Source organism: Mesorhizobium dulcispinae (assembly GCF_033977345.1).
Taxonomy (GTDB): domain Bacteria; phylum Pseudomonadota; class Alphaproteobacteria; order Rhizobiales; family Rhizobiaceae; genus Mesorhizobium; species Mesorhizobium dulcispinae.
This window is the reverse complement of the sequence record NZ_JAVIIY010000016.1, coordinates 44,651-61,469: the sequence shown is the minus strand read 5'-3', so window position 1 is coordinate 61,469 and position 16,819 is coordinate 44,651. Positions and strand designations below refer to the sequence as shown.

14 protein-coding genes and 2 pseudogenes are annotated in these 16,819 nt (G+C 60.4%); 11 read left to right on the top strand and 5 right to left on the bottom strand.

Features of this window, described 5'->3' with window-relative positions; all coding sequences use genetic code 11:
• The first annotated feature begins 13 nt into the window (after positions 1-13).
• Positions 14-988 carry a hypothetical protein gene (locus RFN30_RS26575; protein WP_320265067.1) on the top strand — a complete coding sequence of 325 codons (975 nt, stop codon included), beginning with the start codon at positions 14-16 and terminating at the stop codon, positions 986-988.
• Between the two features lie 391 nt (positions 989-1,379).
• Here the strand turns inward: RFN30_RS26575 and RFN30_RS26570 are convergent, their stop codons facing one another.
• A complete protein-coding gene (locus tag RFN30_RS26570) occupies positions 1,380-1,631 on the bottom strand; it encodes a helix-turn-helix domain-containing protein (RefSeq protein WP_320223077.1) in 252 nt (83 codons plus the stop codon).
• Between the two features lie 436 nt (positions 1,632-2,067).
• On the opposite strand from RFN30_RS26570, the gene RFN30_RS26565 reads away from it, so the two are divergent.
• The gene (locus tag RFN30_RS26565; RefSeq protein WP_320235947.1) at positions 2,068-2,316 is read left to right on the top strand and encodes a DUF6074 family protein; all 249 of its coding nucleotides are present in this window, start codon (positions 2,068-2,070) and stop codon (positions 2,314-2,316) included.
• Positions 2,317-4,537: 2,221 nt separating this feature from the next.
• Here the strand turns inward: RFN30_RS26565 and RFN30_RS26560 are convergent.
• Together RFN30_RS26560 and RFN30_RS26550 are read right to left on the bottom strand one after the other, a co-directional pair.
• Positions 4,538-5,688, bottom strand: a pseudogene (locus RFN30_RS26560) (IS1380 family transposase).
• A 179-nt stretch (positions 5,689-5,867) separates the two neighbouring features.
• Positions 5,868-6,257, bottom strand: a complete 390-nt coding sequence (locus RFN30_RS26550; protein ID WP_320265034.1) for a hypothetical protein — start codon at positions 6,255-6,257, stop codon at positions 5,868-5,870.
• A gap of 397 nt (positions 6,258-6,654) precedes the next feature.
• Between RFN30_RS26550 and queC the strand changes: the two genes are divergently transcribed.
• Genes queC through queE form a run of 3 tightly spaced genes read left to right on the top strand, consistent with a single transcriptional unit; the run spans position 6,655 to position 8,440 of the window.
• The gene (gene queC, locus RFN30_RS26545) at positions 6,655-7,353 is read left to right on the top strand and encodes a 7-cyano-7-deazaguanine synthase QueC (protein WP_320265033.1); all 699 of its coding nucleotides are present in this window, start codon (positions 6,655-6,657) and stop codon (positions 7,351-7,353) included.
• A complete protein-coding gene (queD, locus tag RFN30_RS26540; RefSeq protein ID WP_041003134.1) occupies positions 7,353-7,709 on the top strand; it encodes a 6-carboxytetrahydropterin synthase QueD in 357 nt (118 codons plus the stop codon). The genes queC and queD overlap by 1 nt, the downstream gene beginning before the upstream one ends.
• On the top strand, positions 7,706-8,440 hold the full coding sequence (queE, locus tag RFN30_RS26535; RefSeq protein WP_320265032.1) for a 7-carboxy-7-deazaguanine synthase QueE: 735 nt from the start codon (positions 7,706-7,708) through the stop codon (positions 8,438-8,440). Before queD ends, queE begins: the two co-directional genes overlap by 4 nt.
• Positions 8,441-8,970: 530 nt before the next feature.
• On the opposite strand, the gene hemN is transcribed toward queE, so the two are convergent.
• Positions 8,971-10,320, bottom strand: coding sequence for an oxygen-independent coproporphyrinogen III oxidase (gene hemN / locus RFN30_RS26530; RefSeq protein ID WP_320265031.1), 1,350 nt, complete (start codon positions 10,318-10,320; stop codon positions 8,971-8,973).
• Between the two features lie 168 nt (positions 10,321-10,488).
• Here hemN and RFN30_RS26525 point away from each other — a divergent pair, with 168 nt between their 5' ends.
• The gene (locus tag RFN30_RS26525; RefSeq protein ID WP_320265030.1) at positions 10,489-11,253 is read left to right on the top strand and encodes a Crp/Fnr family transcriptional regulator; all 765 of its coding nucleotides are present in this window, start codon (positions 10,489-10,491) and stop codon (positions 11,251-11,253) included.
• Between the two features lie 269 nt (positions 11,254-11,522).
• Here the strand turns inward: RFN30_RS26525 and RFN30_RS26520 are convergent.
• Positions 11,523-12,394, bottom strand: a pseudogene (locus RFN30_RS26520) (phage integrase N-terminal domain-containing protein).
• 912 nt (positions 12,395-13,306) lie between these two features.
• Between RFN30_RS26520 and RFN30_RS26515 the strand changes: the two are divergent.
• The 5 genes from RFN30_RS26515 (at position 13,307) to RFN30_RS26495 (ending at position 16,801) form a co-directional block, all read left to right on the top strand.
• Entirely contained in the window at positions 13,307-13,519 is a 213-nt protein-coding gene (locus tag RFN30_RS26515; RefSeq protein WP_320265028.1) for a hypothetical protein, read from the top strand.
• Between the two features lie 146 nt (positions 13,520-13,665).
• The gene (locus RFN30_RS26510; protein WP_320265027.1) at positions 13,666-14,151 is read left to right on the top strand and encodes a class I SAM-dependent methyltransferase; all 486 of its coding nucleotides are present in this window, start codon (positions 13,666-13,668) and stop codon (positions 14,149-14,151) included.
• A gap of 591 nt (positions 14,152-14,742) precedes the next feature.
• Positions 14,743-15,630, top strand: a complete 888-nt coding sequence (gene aepX / locus RFN30_RS26505) for a phosphoenolpyruvate mutase (protein WP_320265066.1) — start codon at positions 14,743-14,745, stop codon at positions 15,628-15,630.
• Positions 15,631-15,751: 121 nt separating this feature from the next.
• A complete protein-coding gene (locus tag RFN30_RS26500; protein ID WP_320265026.1) occupies positions 15,752-15,985 on the top strand; it encodes a hypothetical protein in 234 nt (77 codons plus the stop codon).
• 3 nt (positions 15,986-15,988) lie between these two features.
• Complete coding sequence (locus RFN30_RS26495) at positions 15,989-16,801, top strand: phosphocholine cytidylyltransferase family protein (protein WP_320265025.1); 813 nt, start codon at positions 15,989-15,991, stop codon at positions 16,799-16,801.
• Positions 16,802-16,819 lie beyond the last annotated feature (18 nt).

Below are 16,819 nucleotides of genomic sequence, written 5' to 3'. Positions count from 1 at the left end.
CCTGAGGACCCTGATGACCGTTACGAATACCGACAAAGCCGGCACTGCAAGCCTCGAGGAAATCGCGCGAAATGGCAATATGCTACGTCGCATGGCCGTACGCATTCCGACATATCTGTCGGATCTTCGCGAGAATCCAGCGTGGCTGCCGATGTTCGTGCTCGCCCGGACCATGCCGGCACGGAGAATGCACTGGCGTGGTGCAAAGCCTGTTCGAGCGTCGCAGAAAGGCCGGGAAACAATGTTTGTCGGCGTCAATCGCCAGGACGTTGTCGATGCGCTGCAGTCGGATGGACTTTTTTCCGGACTCGTTTTGCCGAAATCTATCCATGAGGAAATCGCAGCTTTCGTCCGGTGCACACCTTGCTTTGGCAATTTCGATCGCCGTCTCGAATTCATGCCGGCAGATCATGCGGAGGCTGAGGCTCGATTCGGCCGTCCGTTGCTCAGCGGCCACTATTTCGAGCGCATTCTCGACTGCAAGGCGGCAGTCGCCGTCCAAAACGATCCGCTGCTGATGGATATCGCTGCACACTATCTCGGCGGCCAGGCGAAACTGATCACCACGCGTGTTTGGTGGAGCTTCCCCACCGGCCAGGCTTCAGACGCCGACAAGAACCTGGCATCGCTCGGCAAATACCACTTCGACCTCGACGACTGGCGAATGTTGAAGTTCTTCTTCTACCTGCTGCCGGTCGACGAGGGCACCGGTCCGCATGTCTATGTCCGCGGCAGCCACAGGCGCCGCGCGCTCAAGCATCAGCTGACGCTTCTCGTCGGCCACCCCGCGGAAGAGATCCTGGACGTCTATGGCGAGCAAAGCCCCGTTACTCTTATCGGTGAGGCGGGGCTTGGCTTCGTCGAGGATCCGTTCGGCTTCCACATGGGCACCGTGCCGGCGCACACGCCGCGGCTGATGATGGAAGTCGGGTTCGGCGTTTCGCCACCCTCGCGGCGACGCTTCCACGGCGAGCCGGTTATTCGCTGATTTCCAAGAAGTCCCGAAACACCTTATCCCAGACCGAAGACCAGTGCCTCGTAGGCCGATAAGCAATGGCACCATCCCGGAACAATCGGCGTCCACGGACGGCGTTTTCCGCCACATGGTGCCATTGCAACTATTTTCATCTGTCTACGCAGTCCACCCTCGCGGACGACGCGCCTAGGAGGAACGGCGTCACGGAGCTCAATCATCTGCTAGAAGCTCCGGTTTTCCTCCGCTTCTGGGGAGCTGACAAAAACCTTATCCACAGATCTTGCTCGAGTTTGTACTTTGCACCTGCCTCAAGCTGCAACAATTCGGTCTGCCCTCCCTCGTCGGCGATTCCGACTCAGATCGGGCTGCCAGAGACCGAGATCGGAGGCGCGCAACCAGGCGATCACGTAGCGCCCAATAAGTCCGCCTCCGCAAGAATTCCCACAGGTAGGGATAGCGACCTCACGATGCGGTCCCGATAGCCCTTGTTGTACTTCAGACCCGACTCGATGTTTTGGATTTCCTCGGCGGATAGTCCGCTCGTCACCGCCAGGTCCTCGATCGAATATCCAAGGTGTTCGCGAAAAGCGCGAATGATGTGGGTCCCCTCTGACATAGCCATCAAAACCGGCTCGGGAATGCGCGAATCCTTCATAGACACCTCCAAGAAGACCAAGAGCGCCCTGATAAATCGGTAGACTTGTCCCCGACCTGGCGCTCCAGCAATTCAAAAAAAGGACGTCGAATAGGCCCGGTCGGCCTCGTCCATGAAATTGGCCGCCTGAAATTGGCGGGCAGATCGGGATATGGCGGTTCACTCGATTCTGATCAAGTCCAAGAACCTGCCTGCCCTCAGCTGGCCTGGTCGGCTGTACCCGCATCACGCCCTATGGCCAGCGGCTCATCATGGCTGACGGCCCTCTCGAACAGGAACACTCGCCCCTGTCGCCGTGTCCAGTGCTATCGCGGCACCGTCCACCGAGCCTGGCCGACGCTTTTATTCCATTGCGGATCACCGGCAAAAAAGCGCTGTTAACCAGATTTTCTAAGCCGCCAATACAAACTCGCCGGCTCAACGGGTGAGGTGATGGATGTGTGATTCGAACATAAGCGCCTTTCCGCTGCACCGGCGGCGGAAGTTGGTCGAAGGTATCGCCCGGATCCTGGAATCCAAGAACGGGGAAGACGCGAATGCCTTCTGGCGCAACACCGCCAAGCAAATTCTCGTTCAACTGTCCGAATCAGGGATTTCACCCAGGCTCGCCGAACAGGAAGTTGGAACGCTTCTTCATGCAGTCTTAAGCAATATAGCCATCCGGAGTGCTGCGACGCTTGCATGATAGCATCGGCTCGCGACAAAGGACTGCCGACGGCGCGCTCGGCAAGGCGATACTGGCTGGAGCTCACATTGGCCAGGCCAGAGCGGCCCGACCCACCAGGCACAATCGGCCGACACGGCCGACATCCACCGCTGTTACAACAGCACAGCGGGCACCCGGACGCTGCTGGGTTGACTATGGGTCTCGGAACCGCGAAAAGGGGGCGCTCTTCGTGAGTGGCGTGCGCCGGCAGTCTCGCCCCAAGCCCCCGCCCAGGCTGCCGGCGCGCTTCTAGGAATGTCGAGGTAGGCCGCGCCCAACGCCTTGTCCGACCATGCGTCGATCAGGTCCTCGAGCAGGCAGCGGGTGTAGGCATCGCATGCGCCTCCGCCTGGCGAGAGGCCTTGCACTTCCTCCAGCGAGGAAAGCCGATTGCCATCGGTGCGCCAGTTTTGGTGTTTGGCCAACTGCCATCTGCGATCTCGTGTCGACCCGCCGAGTGAGCTGTGGAAGCTCCTCCTGATTGCAAAAGGGTAGGGCGGCTAAGAGGCGATCGTGATCGATCCTCACGCCTCCGATTCGGCGCGGTAGGCTCCATTCGCGTGAGGGGAAGACGCGGTGCATTTGCGCTTTGCGAAATCGCCGGCGCCGTTTTCGAACATGACACTCATGCCGGCGATGTCGGCACCGATGCAGGATATCAAAAACGACAAGCTGCATTCTAGGCAAATGCTAGCCCGCTTGATGCACGGCGATGAGCTTTCGGCGGCCTGAAGCGGCGATCTGGTTTCCTTTGCGCTGCGTTTTCCCAAACCTCATCAGGCGCCAGCGGTGATCCGTCGTGGATGAAGGCGAGGGTTTGCGGGTTGAGGTCAGCGGGTTTGTTCCGGGACGTCTGCGCCCCATCGTTTATGTCGCGAGTTGCGGGATGCGACTGAGGACAAAGCGCAAAATACGCTGATCCGGGCAGGATGTCGTCAGGTGCGGGCGAATTTGGGTTTTCAACTCTACCACGCGCCTCTCACTGTGACCTCGATCACGCGCGATCAGGGATCGCTAGATAGGTCGCCGGATGCAGCGAACGGCGCCAGCATTCGGCGCTCGGATCACACCTGCGGCCCTCTGCCGCCACGCTGACAGCAACACACGGCTGCGCAATTCTACCGGCCCCGGCGATCGCCTGTTGCCCAATCCGCTACCAGGCGCGCAATTCTCAACCGAGGACTCTGGCGTCAGCCCGGTGCCCAGTTGGTCACAGCATTTTGTCCGCGTCCGATAGACGACAATCTGTGTTCAGGTCCAGACATCCTAAGGGTTAGGATCAAGCCGGCCAGGGGCGACTCCTCCGATTTGTGGTCGCTGCTCACAATCTTTTTGGTGGCATGCCAATTGCATATTCATAGCCATGATACGTGTTCCGACATGGCTCGTCGCGCAGTCTTTAGCCCAGGAGTTCACATGACATTCGTCCGAACGCAATACAGGCTGCGCATCCCGTGGGACGCCCTAGCTCCGTTGGACCTCGCTGCGATCGGCAGACAGGATCGCTATCCCGCAGATCGCTTTCAGGCTGTCAGCTAGGGCTGCCATAAGGGTTCTCGTAAAACAAACATTCAGGAGAACTTATGACTCGACCACATGAATATCTGCTTCGCCGGCTCTCCCAATGACACATAACACCAGATCCTCTTCAAATCCGTGATGATCCAAAAGGAAAACGAAAAATGCATACCTCAGAAAAAGACGCTGTGGCGCGCTCGAGGCTCCTGAAATTGCGCTCTCACTGGCCACGAACGATACTTGCTGCCACGGCATTGGCCATTGTAATGACCGCTCCAGCTCCAGCCGTCACCCAAGACGCTGACAAGCACTACTCCGACCAAAGCTTATTGGTTGGTGAAGACTGGATAAGTTGTATACTTGGGGCATTGTGCATTGGCGATCCAGAGGTCCTCGAAGACCTGCCGGTCACCTAGCCCGCTTGATGCACGGCGATGAGCTTTCGGCGGCCTGAGGCGGCGCTCTGGTCACCATTGCGGTACGTTTTGATAACCCTCGTCGGGCGCCGGGGTTGATCCGTCGGTGATGGCAGGCGGGGTTTTGCGGGTTGCGGTCAGCGGGTTCGTTTCGGGGCGTCTGCGCGCCATCGTTTATGTCGCGAGTTGCGGGATGCGACTGAGGACGAAGCGCAGGATGCGTTGGTCCGGGCAGGATGTCGGCAGGTGCAGGCGAATTTGGGTCTTCATCTCGACCACGCGCGCGCGGCGATCTTGATGAGGCGCAATCGCAACGTGTCGAATTGGGCGACTGCAAAGCTGGAGCGTTTCGGCATAGCGGCGCGCAGGCCCCACATCATCCAGTAGGCGCCGGCATGCAGGAACAGCCGGAACTGGGGTTGGCCGTCGCTCTGGTGCAGGAGGTGCGGTCGGCGGTTCTTCCACGACTTGATGTGGTTCTCGGCCGCGCCGCGCCGGCAGTAGAGGTCCGCATAGAGCGCCTTGGCCTTGCCACCGGCAAGGTTGGTGACGATGAAGCGGGTGTCAGTACCCTGGGCGCCGACCTCGACGCGGGCGATGATGCGCTCGACGCGGCTCCAGCTGCCGGCGCCGTCCAGGAACTCCTTGAACCTACGGACCTTACCCTTCTTCGCCGACGCTTCGAAGCGCGCCGTCGTGATGGCTTCCAGCTCCGCGACATGCTTGCGCAAGGTCGTGGCGGGCGCCACGCCGAGGATGAAGTCAACATCGTTGGCGCGGCACCAGTCGATGACCTGTGGACTGCAATAGTGGCTGTCGGCCCGGATCAGGATCCGCGTGTTCGGCCAGTTGCTCCGGATCGCCCGCACCAGGCGGCGCAGGTGAGGGCGGATTTCTGCCCCACTCGGCCGCCTCGCCGCGACGAAGCGGCCATCGCCATCGAACACCACGATCGGCTGGAAGCCGTACTCGTCGTGATGGGCATTGAACAGACGAAGCTACTGGCCGCCATGCACGGCGTCAAAGGTGTCGTCAATGTCAAGCACGATCCGCTTCGGAATCTGCCGGACGGAGGCGCAGTAAAGATCGACCATCGCCCGGCCCATCGCGACCAGTCCCCGCATGCCGGGCAGGTTCTCCAGCCGGCACATTGTCGATTGCGACGCCAGATCCCGACCCGAAGGGGTGCATCCTGGGCCATCTTGAAGATCGGATCGGAGCGCTGCCGGTTGGCATCATTGCCATCCTCATAACCGGCGGCAATCATCTTCATGCGCAAGCCGATCATATCGGCCAGGCTGTGGACGACCTGGCCCGGGCAGCGCGGATCATCGATGCAGCGTGCCAGACGCTCCGCCACCCGCAGCCACTTCTCCACCTCGGCCAGAGCCAGAACGCCACTGTTGGACGACAGCATGCCGCCGTCGAAACGGGCAACGACGGACTCGCCTCCGACAGATGATAACTGCTCAGCGGCGGCGTAGGATCGTGCATGGCGGGTGTGAGTCTCCGGAAATGATTAGGATTGGCGCAAGCAACCAAATCCTACGGCGTTTCAACGGCTTGCACCACATCCGCCAACCCTCATGAATCAGGCTAGCTGACCGGCATATGTCCGGCCTCCCGCAACGCGCCTAGGAAGAGAGCGGCATGGTCGTCGACATTAATCTTGGCCTGCATCGACAGGGGCATGCCGGTCCAATTCTCCAGTGGCGCGGTCAAACTCGAGAAAATTCCACCGACAATGCAATGGCGGATAGCAACGCCTTTAATGTCCAAAGCCAGCACGCCCGTCCGGTCACTTGGATATCGGATGGCCGCGATCCGCTGGACCGTCGCGTCACCGTCCACCCGCACGTCGAAAAGCAGGATACCGCGGCTCCTGGCGGCTATCGCCGCGGCTTTTTCAGTGAAGCCTATGGAGAGCGCGCCGACACTTTCGACCGCCATCTGGAATACCAGCGAATCCAGTTCATCCGCAGCCATGGGAGCAATTGCGCGCAACACAGAGGTGATTGCAATGACGCACACGGCTTGTTCACAGATGTCGGCCCACGCCCGATCGTTTGGTTTGGGTTGCCGGTCGGCAACTGACTGACGGTGTGCTCCGATTCGAGCCAATCCTGAGGCTGAAGGCGCGGGCTGGCTTCCGCTCGAGACCTATTAACAAACTCGGTTCCTTCGGTCCTCGAAGCTCGGGCACATGCAGTGAAGTGGGCGGTCTATCAGGTTCGTGTTTTTTGCAGGCTCGGCCCGCTTGAGCACAGCGGCACGTCAGCGCATCAAACTCTTCCTCAGTTCACAAACGAGGCTCCCTGGGGTACTGGGAGAGCAGAGAAATCTCCGGTCGCAGCCTACCCGGTCAAAACAGGAAACCCCAACGATGAAGACTCTCGTCGTCTGCTCCGGCGGATTGGACTCCATTTCCCTTGCTCACAAAGTGGCAGCGGAGCAGGAACTCGCCGGCCTCCTATCCTTCGATTACGGCCAAAGGCACGGCAAGGAATTGGACTTCGCCAGCCTTTGCGCGGAGCGTCTGAACGTCCCGCACCGCATCATCGACATCCGCGAAATCGGCCGCGGCCTTTCCGGCTCCGCGCTGACCGACAATGTGGAGGTACCCGATGGGCACTACGCCGAAGACATGATGAAGGTCACGGTGGTGCCCAACCGGAACGCCATCATGTTGGCCATCGCCTTCGGCTTCGCTGCCGCGCGCAAGTCCGAAGCGGTGGCGACGGCCGTGCATGGTGGCGATCACTTCATCTATCCTGACTGCCGGCCAGCCTTCATCGGCGCCTTCCAGATGATGCAAGACCGCGCGCTCGAAGGCTACGCGAATATTCGCCTCTATACGCCTTATGTGAATCTCACGAAGGCGGACATAGTTGAGGATGGAGCCCGACACGGCACGCCATTTGCGGAGACCTGGTCCTGCTACAAGGGCGGCCAGCGTCACTGTGGACGGTGCGGGACATGCGTCGAGCGGCGCGAGGCGTTTCATCTCTGTGGCCACCCAGATCCCACCGACTACGAGGACGCCGACTTCTGGCTCGACGCCTTGCGCAGGAGGAGCGTGTAATGTTCCGCATCACCAAGGAATTCCACTTTTCAGCCTCTCATCAACTCACGTCCTTGCCGCCTGACCACCAGTGCGCGCGCCTGCACGGGCATAACTACATCGTCGAAGTGGAGCTATCGGGCAAGGAACTGAACGAGCACGGCTTTGTCCGCGACTATCACGATTTGGCACCGCTCAAACGTTATATCGACGATAAATTCGACCACCGACATCTCAATGACGTGCTGGGACATGAAAAGGTTACCGCGGAATGTCTGGCCAGACACTTTTATGAATGGTGCAAGGCACGCTTGCCCGAAACCACGGCCGTGCGGGTTAGCGAGACGCCGAAAACATGGGCCGAATGCCGGCCATGACCGATACGCATCCCGCAATCCGCGTGAGTGAGATTTTCGGGCCGACGATCCAGGGCGAGGGCGTGCTCATCGGTCTGCCGACGGTCTTCGTCAGAACCGGCGGGTGTGATTATCGCTGTTCCTGGTGCGACAGTCTGCATGCGGTGGACAGGCAATTCCGGCACGAATGGGAGATGATGTCCTCCGACGCGGTGTGGCAAAATGTGGTCGCGCTTTCCGGCGGCCGCCCGTTGATGGTTTCGCTGTCAGGCGGCAATCCGGCTATCCAGCCTTTCGGTGCTCTCATCAAGCGAGGTCATGATGAGGGCTACCGATTTGCGCTGGAAACCCAAGGTTCCGTGGTCCGGGAATGGTTCGCCGAACTTGACGTGCTGGTCCTCAGCCCAAAGCCGCCGTCAAGTGAAATGAGGACCGATTGGGCTACTATCGAGGCATGCTTCCAGGCGGCGCAGGACAAGCCGCAAGTCGTGCTGAAGCTCGTTGTTTTCGACGAAAATGACTATGCCTTTGCGAAAGAGGCCGCCGCGAGATTTCCGCGACTTCCAGTCTATCTGCAACCCGGCAATCACACGCCGCCACACCCCGGAAATGAAGACGCGCCTGTCGACGTTGATGGAATAATGAAACGCATGGAGTGGCTGGTTGATCGCGTAACCCGCGACAGGTGGTTCGAAGCCCGCGTGTTACCACAGCTGCACGTTATGCTCTGGGGTAACAAACGAGGCGTCTAGCCAGCACTCGCCCGGGCGACAGCCTTCGGCATCCCATAGCAAGAAATCGACAATCAAGATGCCGATCGCGGCCTCGTAAAGAGCTTGCGTCGACGGCTTCCTGTGGCTGCCAGGCAGCATGTAGCGCCCAGAGCGACACTCCACCCTGACCGTCGGCCTTCTGTCGAATAGGCACGCGCCAGCGGCCAGTGCAGAAATCCGCATAAGCACGATATGAAGGATTGCTGACGAATGTCATTGCCAACGCGGTGGCGTCGCTCGCCGTCGCCCGCTCGCAGGGCGAGCCGGATAAAGTTCGACTGGCAAGGTCCTCCAGCGCCTTGCGGATCAAGTCTTCCCGCGGGTGAACGGCGCTCGCCGCCGGCCAGCTCGCGTGAACGCCGCGCAGGAATTGGGGGCGGGGCGAAAGCCGTCAAAGAGGCCAGCTGCTATCTGCAACCGATAGCCATGAACCCTCGCAATTTCCCGTGCTGCGGAAATGGCTAGCAATCGATCAAACGCGATTGACGCGAGTTTTACGATCAAAATGCTCAAACTGCCGCTGAGTGCCTGGCCGTTCCACGTTCGAAATACTTGTCGAACTTGACCGCAATGCTCCTCACGAAGGGACGGTTTTCCGTCGGCACGACGAAACTGTCGCCTCGGAGTTCAAGCAGTCGAGCAGGATCCTTAAGGGCGATGGAGCTTGCCTGACGAAGGAGCTTTTGGCCGGCTTTCCCGAAGTTCTCCACCAGGTCGATCGCCGAGAAGGCGAAATCGCACATCAGTCGCTCGATGATCCAGCCCCTGACGCGATCGTCGTCGGAAAATGCTACGCCGCGGACGACTGCCAGCTCCCCGCCTTCCACCCTGCGCCGATATTCGCCAGTCGAAGGCATGTTCTGAACGTAGCCGTGGCGAAACCGGCCAATGGACGAAGGGCCAAGTCCAATCAACGTCTCGCAGCGATCCTCGGTGTAGCCCTGAAAATTGCGATGCAACGCCCCCGCGCGGGCCGCAACCGCCAACGCATCGCCTGGCTTTGCGAAATGGTCGAGCCCGATTGATTCGTACCCCTTATCCTCGATCGCTCGCGCAGCAAGTCGCGATTGAGCGATTCGCTCCGTGGGACCGGGGAGCCATGCCTCGTCGATCATCGTCTGATGTTTCTTGAACCAAGGCACGTGAGCGTAGCCGAACAGCGCCATCCTGTCCGGTTCCAGGGTGAGCGCCTGCGCCACGGTGGAACGCACGCTCTCGCTGGTTTGATGCGGCAGGCCGTAGAGCAGATCAAGGTTCACGGAATCTGCTCCCCGGGAACGAACGCCGTCGACGACCGCCTTCGTCTGCAAAAAACTTTGCTCGCGGTTGATCGCCTTTTGCACTTTCGGATCGAAGTCCTGCACGCCGAGGCTTGCCCGCGTCATACCGATTTCGGCAAGCGCGTCGAGGCGGGCTTCGTCCATCTTGTTCGGATCGATCTCGACGCTGATCTTGGCATCGTCGAGAAAATCAAAATTGTCTCGCAGCGCCGTCCCCAATGCCACCATATGCTGCGGCTTCAGCATGGTCGGCGAACCGCCCCCGAAATGAACCGCGCGAATTCGGCCCTTGCCGCTGACAAGGCCGCCAACCGTCGCGATCTCAGCATACAACGAGCGCAAATAAGCGGCCACCGGCTCATAGTGGCGCGTCTGTTTGGTATGGCACGCGCAGAACCAGCAGAGCCTGTCGCAATAGGGAATGTGCAGGTAGAGCGATATTTCGCCGCCGCCTTCGAGCGCCTCCAGCCAGCCGCGGTAAACGACAGCATCGATACCCGGGTGGAAATGCGGCGCGCTCGGGTAACTGGTATAGCGGGGGACGTTCTCGCAAAGTCTGGCAGCTAGTTCCGGTCGCATGTAGTGGTCCACCTTGTTGCGTCGCCGGACTGTGGACTCGCAGATGAGCCAGAGCCCTGATTTCGGTCAGGCTCCAGCACGACAAACTGCCGCAAGGATTTTTCTACCGTCGATTGTTATCGTGCCGGCGCTTGGGCCGGGAGGGCGATCAGATCGGGAGAGCGATCAATGACAGTACGGCACGACATTCACAGTTCCGGCATCCCCGCCTATTGCCTGTCTTGCCAGGCACGGCGCCGCGGCCTCTGCAGCGCGCTCGATCCAGATCGTTTGGCCAAGCTCGCCAAGACTTCGTCGCGGCACAGCGTCGAACCGGGCGTCGAACTGATCGGCGATGCCGAGGCCCTCAACAGCTATTCGAACGTGCTATCGGGCGTGGTGAAGCTGACGAAGAGCCTTTCGGACGGCCGCCAGCAAATCGTCGGTCTCCAGTTCGCGTCGGATTTTCTGGGACAGCCGTTCAAGGCGAAAAGCGCGATCCATGCCGAAGCGGCAACGACAGTCTCGCTGTGCTCGTTTCCGAAAGCGGCAGTCGAACAGATGATGAAGCAATCACCGGAGCTCGAGCATCGCCTGCTCAGGCAGACGCTGAACGAACTCGACGAAGCACGCGAATGGATGGTGACTCTGGGCTGCAAGACCGCGCCTGAGAAGGTGGCGAGCTTTCTTCTCATGATCGCCCGCAACATCGGCTCCAGTGTTGGTCCGGCAGCCAGGTCGGCGTGCTTCGATCTGCCGCTAACGCGTGCCGACATCTCTGATTTCCTTGGAATTACGAACGAGACGGTGAGCCGTCAGTTGACCAGACTGAGAATGGACGGCGTGATCCGGATCGAGAACAACCGCCGTGTCACGGTAGACAACATGAGCCGGCTGGAAGAGCGTTGTGGTGGGCGGCGGCCGGGGCGCAACCGCCCCATTTACGAGACCTAGCGGCCGCTCCTGCCTCGCTTGCCTGGCCCGGGACAGGGCACGATCGCGTTCGAGCGCGATGCGTCGCCGCAAGCCTTCGATCTCCAATTCCTGAGCGGCGGCCGTTTCGGACAGGTCGAACGGCAGTTCCTGCACAACGCGATAGTGGCGATGACGTTGCGCGGCTGCCTCGTCAATCGCGGTGGCGATTGTTGCGGGCCTGAAGCGCTGGCCGGCGTATGACTTCCTCGTCTTGAAGGCCATGAGGAAATTGCCTTCTCCGCGTTTCATCAGAAGGCACTCCCCAGGTAGGTGTCGGTGATTTTCAGGCGCCCATGCCCCAGCTCGGCCGAGATCTCGTGGCGCGCCGCGCGGTCGGCGGCACGTTCGTTGCCGCTCATCTCGGCCCAGCGTTTGCCGCCTGCCAGCGGGCAGGACCGGCCGGTCAAAACACGGTAGCGCTGCTGGGCATAGGCGTGCCGCAGCCCATGGTGTTGCGCAGTCCCGCCTTCAGTGTCTGGTACTCGAACCGCTTGAGATGTTCGACATACGTCAGTTGCGCCGGGATCAACGATCCCCGGCCGGGGACAAGCCGCTTTGCTTCTTGGAGCACCTGCTGCTGTTCCAGCGTGGTGATCGCAATGGTTCGTGCGCGGCCGCCTTTCGTCCAACTGGCCTCCAAAGCGATATGGTCGCCGTGGATGGCTTCCTCCGGCTGGAACTTCATGGCTTCCTCGCGCCGCAGACCGAATGCGGACTGCAAGAGCAGGGATGTTTGAATATAGGGGCACTCGATGTCGCGGTGCTTGGCGGGGTCGAGGACTTGTGCGCGGTTGCGCGTGACCTCGCCGCGCTCGGCGACGCCGTACGCGGCATTGTCACGGTTGACGACATTGGGTTTGTTGACCTTCTCCGCCCACCAGCGCAACCAGGTGAGGCGGTTGCGGACACTGGCATCGGTGGTGTCCGCATCCAGCCAGCGCTCGACCAGCGCTTCGACGTGCTTGGGTTTGAGGGAACCGGCGGCCGGCAGCTTATAGCCGAGATCCGCGAGGTCATTTGCCATTGCGGTCAGGCCGCGCCGGCGGTTGTTCTGCGTGCCGTAAGAGCCGTCCCGGTTGCGCTGGCACAGCCGCACCAGGTCCATGGTTAGATCGTCCATCTTGCTCGCTTCTTATTTTTGGCTGAGTGTTGATGGCCGATGCACGTCCGTAGATCGTGGCACCCCGCGAAGGTCATTCGCGGCATGGCCGGAATGCGTAGTCTTCCTTACGGTATGAGCCTCCCGAGCCAGCCGGATGGCTGGCCGAAGTGGTTTGCCCTGTTGGGCATCCGGTTACCGAGAGGTCGAAACCGGAGGTGTGGCCGCGGCGGCGGCGCACGAATAGCTTGAGCAGGCATGTGTGCTCTCCTTTTGCCGGGGAAATGGTCGGGTGAGATAGATCGGGTTTTCTTGGCCCGCCCGGATAGTGAATGGGGTGGCCGCCCAATGGCCAGCGCATCGCGCCCGAAATGATGGACGCGTGCACAATCGAAGCGCAGCGTCATTTGCGGGTCATGCAGCAATGTTTGTGCGAACCTGTTGTCCACGGTGGGTTTGAGCGCGGTCTGTCACTCCCCAATCCATTGGCGAGTGACAGACCGCCGGCCGCCTGCTTTGTCGGACATCCTATGACCGACAAGCGGTCTCATCCCTCGCGCATCAGGCCAGCGCCGCTGGCCCGGCACCCGGATGACTCGGCGCGCGAGCGGTAGGCATCGTCCAGGCCGAAGCCAGGCTATCGTGGCCACCTGGAAACGCGTTTTCAGCGGTGAATCGCCGCGCCCTTGATTTGAAGAATGGGTCAGCCGCCTGGCGGCGTTTCTGCGTCTTTCGCTCCTTTGTGCCAGCCACGGGTCACAACGCCAGCAATGGGTCGTGTGTGCGCCGTCCGCGCCGGTCTGCAAGGCATCCAACCGTCTCCCTGCGGGACCGTCGGTCGGACCCTCCGTTGCAGGCCGGCTCAGCCCGTCCGGCGTCTTAAGCACCCGACCGGCCGCAATGACGTGGCCGGAGTATCAAAGGAGGAAGACGATGTCAGAAACTACCACCCAACGGCCGACCCACACCGTATTCGTTGCCGAGGGCGAGGGCGATAAGACCACCTGGACCGAAATTGGCGCGCTGTGGAGCCACGATGACCGCAAGGGCTTCAACCTCAACCCGAAGGCCATGCCGCTCAGCGGACGCCTGGTGAACCGCGAACGCCGCGCCAATACCAAGGCCAAGGAAAGCGTGGGGGCATGAGCCCGCACCGCTTTGGCGGCGCGGTGAGTGTCGCCGGCCACGCGTTCGCCGGCAGGGCTGCCGTGCCTATCCGATACCGGTTTATTCCAACGCAGCGGCTGGGACCCGTCCCGGCAGTCGCTGCCGTGACATGACCCAGCAATACCGTGCTGCACGGCGACTGCATCGAGGTGATGGCCGGACTCCCGGCCGAATGCGTCGATTTTATCCTGACCGACCCGCCGTACCTGTGCCGCTACCGCGACCGCAGCGGTCGCACGATCGCCAACGACGATGACCCGCGTTGGCAGCACCCAGCGTTTGCCGAGGCCTATCGCGTGCTGCGGCCGGGCAGCTTGTGTATCAGCTTCTACGGCTTGACCGCGGCAGATCAGTTCATCGAAGCGTGGCGCGCGGCGGGGTTCCGCACCGTCCGGCATCGGTCTTCAGCAAAAGCTACGCCTCTTCGAGGCGGTTCGTCGCGGCGCGGCATGAGTGCGCCAATATCCTTGCCAAGGGCAGCCTCCATTGCCATCGCAGACTCTTCCCCGACGTTTTGCCTTGGCGGTAAGCAGGCAACCGTCTACATCCAAAGGAAAGCCCGTCGAGCCGCTGCGGCGGCTAGTCGAGGCGTTCTGCCCCTAGACCCATAGACTTGCTGTTAAGGCGACCATTCCCTCCTGCCGCGCTCAGCGGCATGCTGTTACAGCGACTCGGACGTCTTGGAGGCAAATAGCCCCAATGCAATCGTCCCGACGGGCGAGTCATATTCTTGATGTCCAGCCGTTGCCCGCGCAGCAAATCGTTCACGCGCGACCATGCTCAGCGATCCGCGGAAAGCGGAATTCACGCCTCATTCAACTGCAATCCACGCTTCCGCATGTCGGACGATGCCTTGCCTATTTCTAGCCCACCCTCGGCCAGACGCCGGCTAACCGTCGCTACCCGCCGGATTTTGTAGTGTGAACGACATGCGCTGTCCGGTTTTCCTCCAGCTCCCACCATCATTAAGCCATTGAATAACATCGAGAACACGCTGCGTAGCCTTCCCAGCGGAGTTGGCACGACACTTGATACCTCCTCCTAGAAAGACGGCAGGGCTGCCGAGCGGATTCATGTTGGGGTTGATATTGCAATCGATGGAACGAAGAGAGGAAACCTGCATGTCGGATATTCGTCGGGTGCGTAAACCTGCCGAAAAACGGCGTCACCCGCGGAATCCGGGCGGCAATGCTATTGAGGGCATGCCTACGCTTCGTGACCTCTTTTGCATCCGTGATAGCCCGTCATTCCTGATGGAAGCCCATGACGCGCTCTCCGCCGCGATCGCGCAGCGGGCCGGTTTCAAGGCGCTTTGGGCATCCGGCCTCTCGATCTCCTCCAGCCTCGGCTACCGCGATACGAACGAGGCCTCTTGGAGCGAAGTGGCCGACGTCGTGGAACGTATGGCTCGTGTTGCCAACATTCCTATTCTCGTCGATGGCGAGACCGGGTTCGGCAATTTCAACAACGCTCGCCTTGTCGCCGCCCACCTGCACAGACGCGGCGCGAGTGGCATATGCATCGAGGACAAGATCTTCCCTAAGACGAATTCGTTCATCGGGGATCACCACCCGCTCGCCGACGTTGAGGAGTTCTGCGGCCGTTTGAAGGCCGTGAAAGATACCGTCCCTGACCACCGCTTCGTGCTGGTGGCTCGGATAGAGGCCCTCATTGCCGGCTATGGCCAGGACGAGGCACTTTTCCGCGCCCAGGCCTATGCCGAGGCCGGTGCCGACGCTATCTTGATTCATTCGCGCAGGCCCGATCCGACGGAAATCCTGGCGTTTGCCCATTCATGGCAGAATCACCTCCCTGTCGTGATCGTGCCGACGAAATACTATCGCACCCCGGTCGCCGAATATCGCGCCGCACATATCTCGGCCGTCATCTGGGCAAATCACAATATGCGCGCTGCGATCGCGGCCATGCGAAACGTCTGCAATCGCATCATTCGCGAAGAAGGCATAGCTGGCATCGAGCCCGATGTCGCCCCGCTGGAAGAGCTTTTCGAGTTGATGGCTTATGACGAGCTCGCTACCGCAGAGACGCATTATCTTTGGCCGAAGACCGCTGACGGTGCCCTGAGATGATCGGCCGACTTGAAAGTGCAATTTGCAAACTCAGAAGGCGCTCGTGCTGGCGCAAGGAACACGCCGGTTCAAATTTTCGGCCGGCGCCTCCAGGCGGCCAGCGACGCCGGCCACGAGGTCGATGTCTGATGGCCAGGGAAAGTGGATCAATCCGGTCGCAACGATCCGGTATGGGGCGACGACGCCATCAGAAAAAGCATTGATAGCTGTACCAATCCGTTTCGGGCTGCATCTGCCACGGCGCGCGTACGGCTGGGTTCTGCTGAAAAAGCTCGAACTGGCCTGCGCTGGCTTGCTAATGGCTGCAATCGTTTTGGAATTGGGCGTTCCGCCAAAGCGTCACCCGAGGAAATAACCAATGGTCGATAACTTTACCAAGCAAGCTGTTATTCTGGCCGCCGGCTTCGGCTCGCGACTGCGGCCATTGACTGACTTGAGGCCAAAACCGCTGGTTGAAGTCAATGGCACGCCAATTCTCCACAATGCTCTACGAAACCTTGAGGCCGTTGGTGTGGAAGAGGTCACTATTGTCGTCGGCTATCGCAAGGACGCGATTGAATATTCCTGCGGCCGCCGGTTCCGAAGCCTTGAAATCAGTTATGTCGAATCGGACGTTTTCGACAAGACCGGTAGCGCCTATTCGCTTTGGCTGGCGCGTCACGTCTTTTTGACCGGCGATACCTACGTTCTCGAAGGCGATGTCTATTTCGAGCCGGATGCGCTTCGCCGCCTCGCGACTAGCCAGTCCCAAAACGCCGCCGCCGTCGCTCCCTTCGAAGCGTCGATGGAAGGCTCGGCCGTCATTTTGAATGATCACGGCCATATCGCGGAATTGAGGATGGGACAGACCGCTGAAAACCTGACGGACGGTTCAGCGCAGCTGTTCAAGACCATGAACCTGATCCGCTTCTCCGGCGAGGACCTGCGCACCACAATTGTCCCCCATCTCGACGATCTCATGGATGCTGGTGCCGTCAAGTCCTACAGCGAGGAGCTGCTGTCTCAGCTGGTTCAGCAGAAGGAACTGCAGATCGCGGCAGTCAGGTGCGATGATCTCAAATGGTACGAAATCGACAGCGAGGAGGATCTTCTGATCGCTGAAAGGGTCTTTGCAACAGAGGGCGCGACGGCCGCGCAGTCCCTGGTAGCCGGCTCTGCAGCTGAGCCCTAGCAGAGGTGGACAACAGAC

Bases quoted from the DNA above. Each gene is read 5' to 3' on its own strand.
- aepX (WP_320265066.1), top strand. From the start codon at position 14,743: ATGCCTACGCTTCGTGACCTCTTTTGCATCCGTGATAGCCCGTCATTC.
- RFN30_RS26500 (WP_320265026.1), top strand. From the start codon at position 15,752: ATGTCTGATGGCCAGGGAAAGTGGATCAATCCGGTCGCAACGATCCGG.
- queC (WP_320265033.1), top strand. From the start codon at position 6,655: ATGAAGACTCTCGTCGTCTGCTCCGGCGGATTGGACTCCATTTCCCTT.
- RFN30_RS26515 (WP_320265028.1), top strand. From the start codon at position 13,307: ATGTCAGAAACTACCACCCAACGGCCGACCCACACCGTATTCGTTGCC.
- hemN (WP_320265031.1), bottom strand. From the start codon at position 10,320: ATGCGACCGGAACTAGCTGCCAGACTTTGCGAGAACGTCCCCCGCTAT.
- queD (WP_041003134.1), top strand. From the start codon at position 7,353: ATGTTCCGCATCACCAAGGAATTCCACTTTTCAGCCTCTCATCAACTC.
- RFN30_RS26550 (WP_320265034.1), bottom strand. From the start codon at position 6,257: ATGGCTGCGGATGAACTGGATTCGCTGGTATTCCAGATGGCGGTCGAA.
- RFN30_RS26565 (WP_320235947.1), top strand. From the start codon at position 2,068: ATGTGTGATTCGAACATAAGCGCCTTTCCGCTGCACCGGCGGCGGAAG.
- RFN30_RS26495 (WP_320265025.1), top strand. From the start codon at position 15,989: ATGGTCGATAACTTTACCAAGCAAGCTGTTATTCTGGCCGCCGGCTTC.
- queE (WP_320265032.1), top strand. From the start codon at position 7,706: ATGACCGATACGCATCCCGCAATCCGCGTGAGTGAGATTTTCGGGCCG.
- RFN30_RS26525 (WP_320265030.1), top strand. From the start codon at position 10,489: ATGACAGTACGGCACGACATTCACAGTTCCGGCATCCCCGCCTATTGC.
- RFN30_RS26575 (WP_320265067.1), top strand. From the start codon at position 14: ATGACCGTTACGAATACCGACAAAGCCGGCACTGCAAGCCTCGAGGAA.
- RFN30_RS26570 (WP_320223077.1), bottom strand. From the start codon at position 1,631: ATGAAGGATTCGCGCATTCCCGAGCCGGTTTTGATGGCTATGTCAGAG.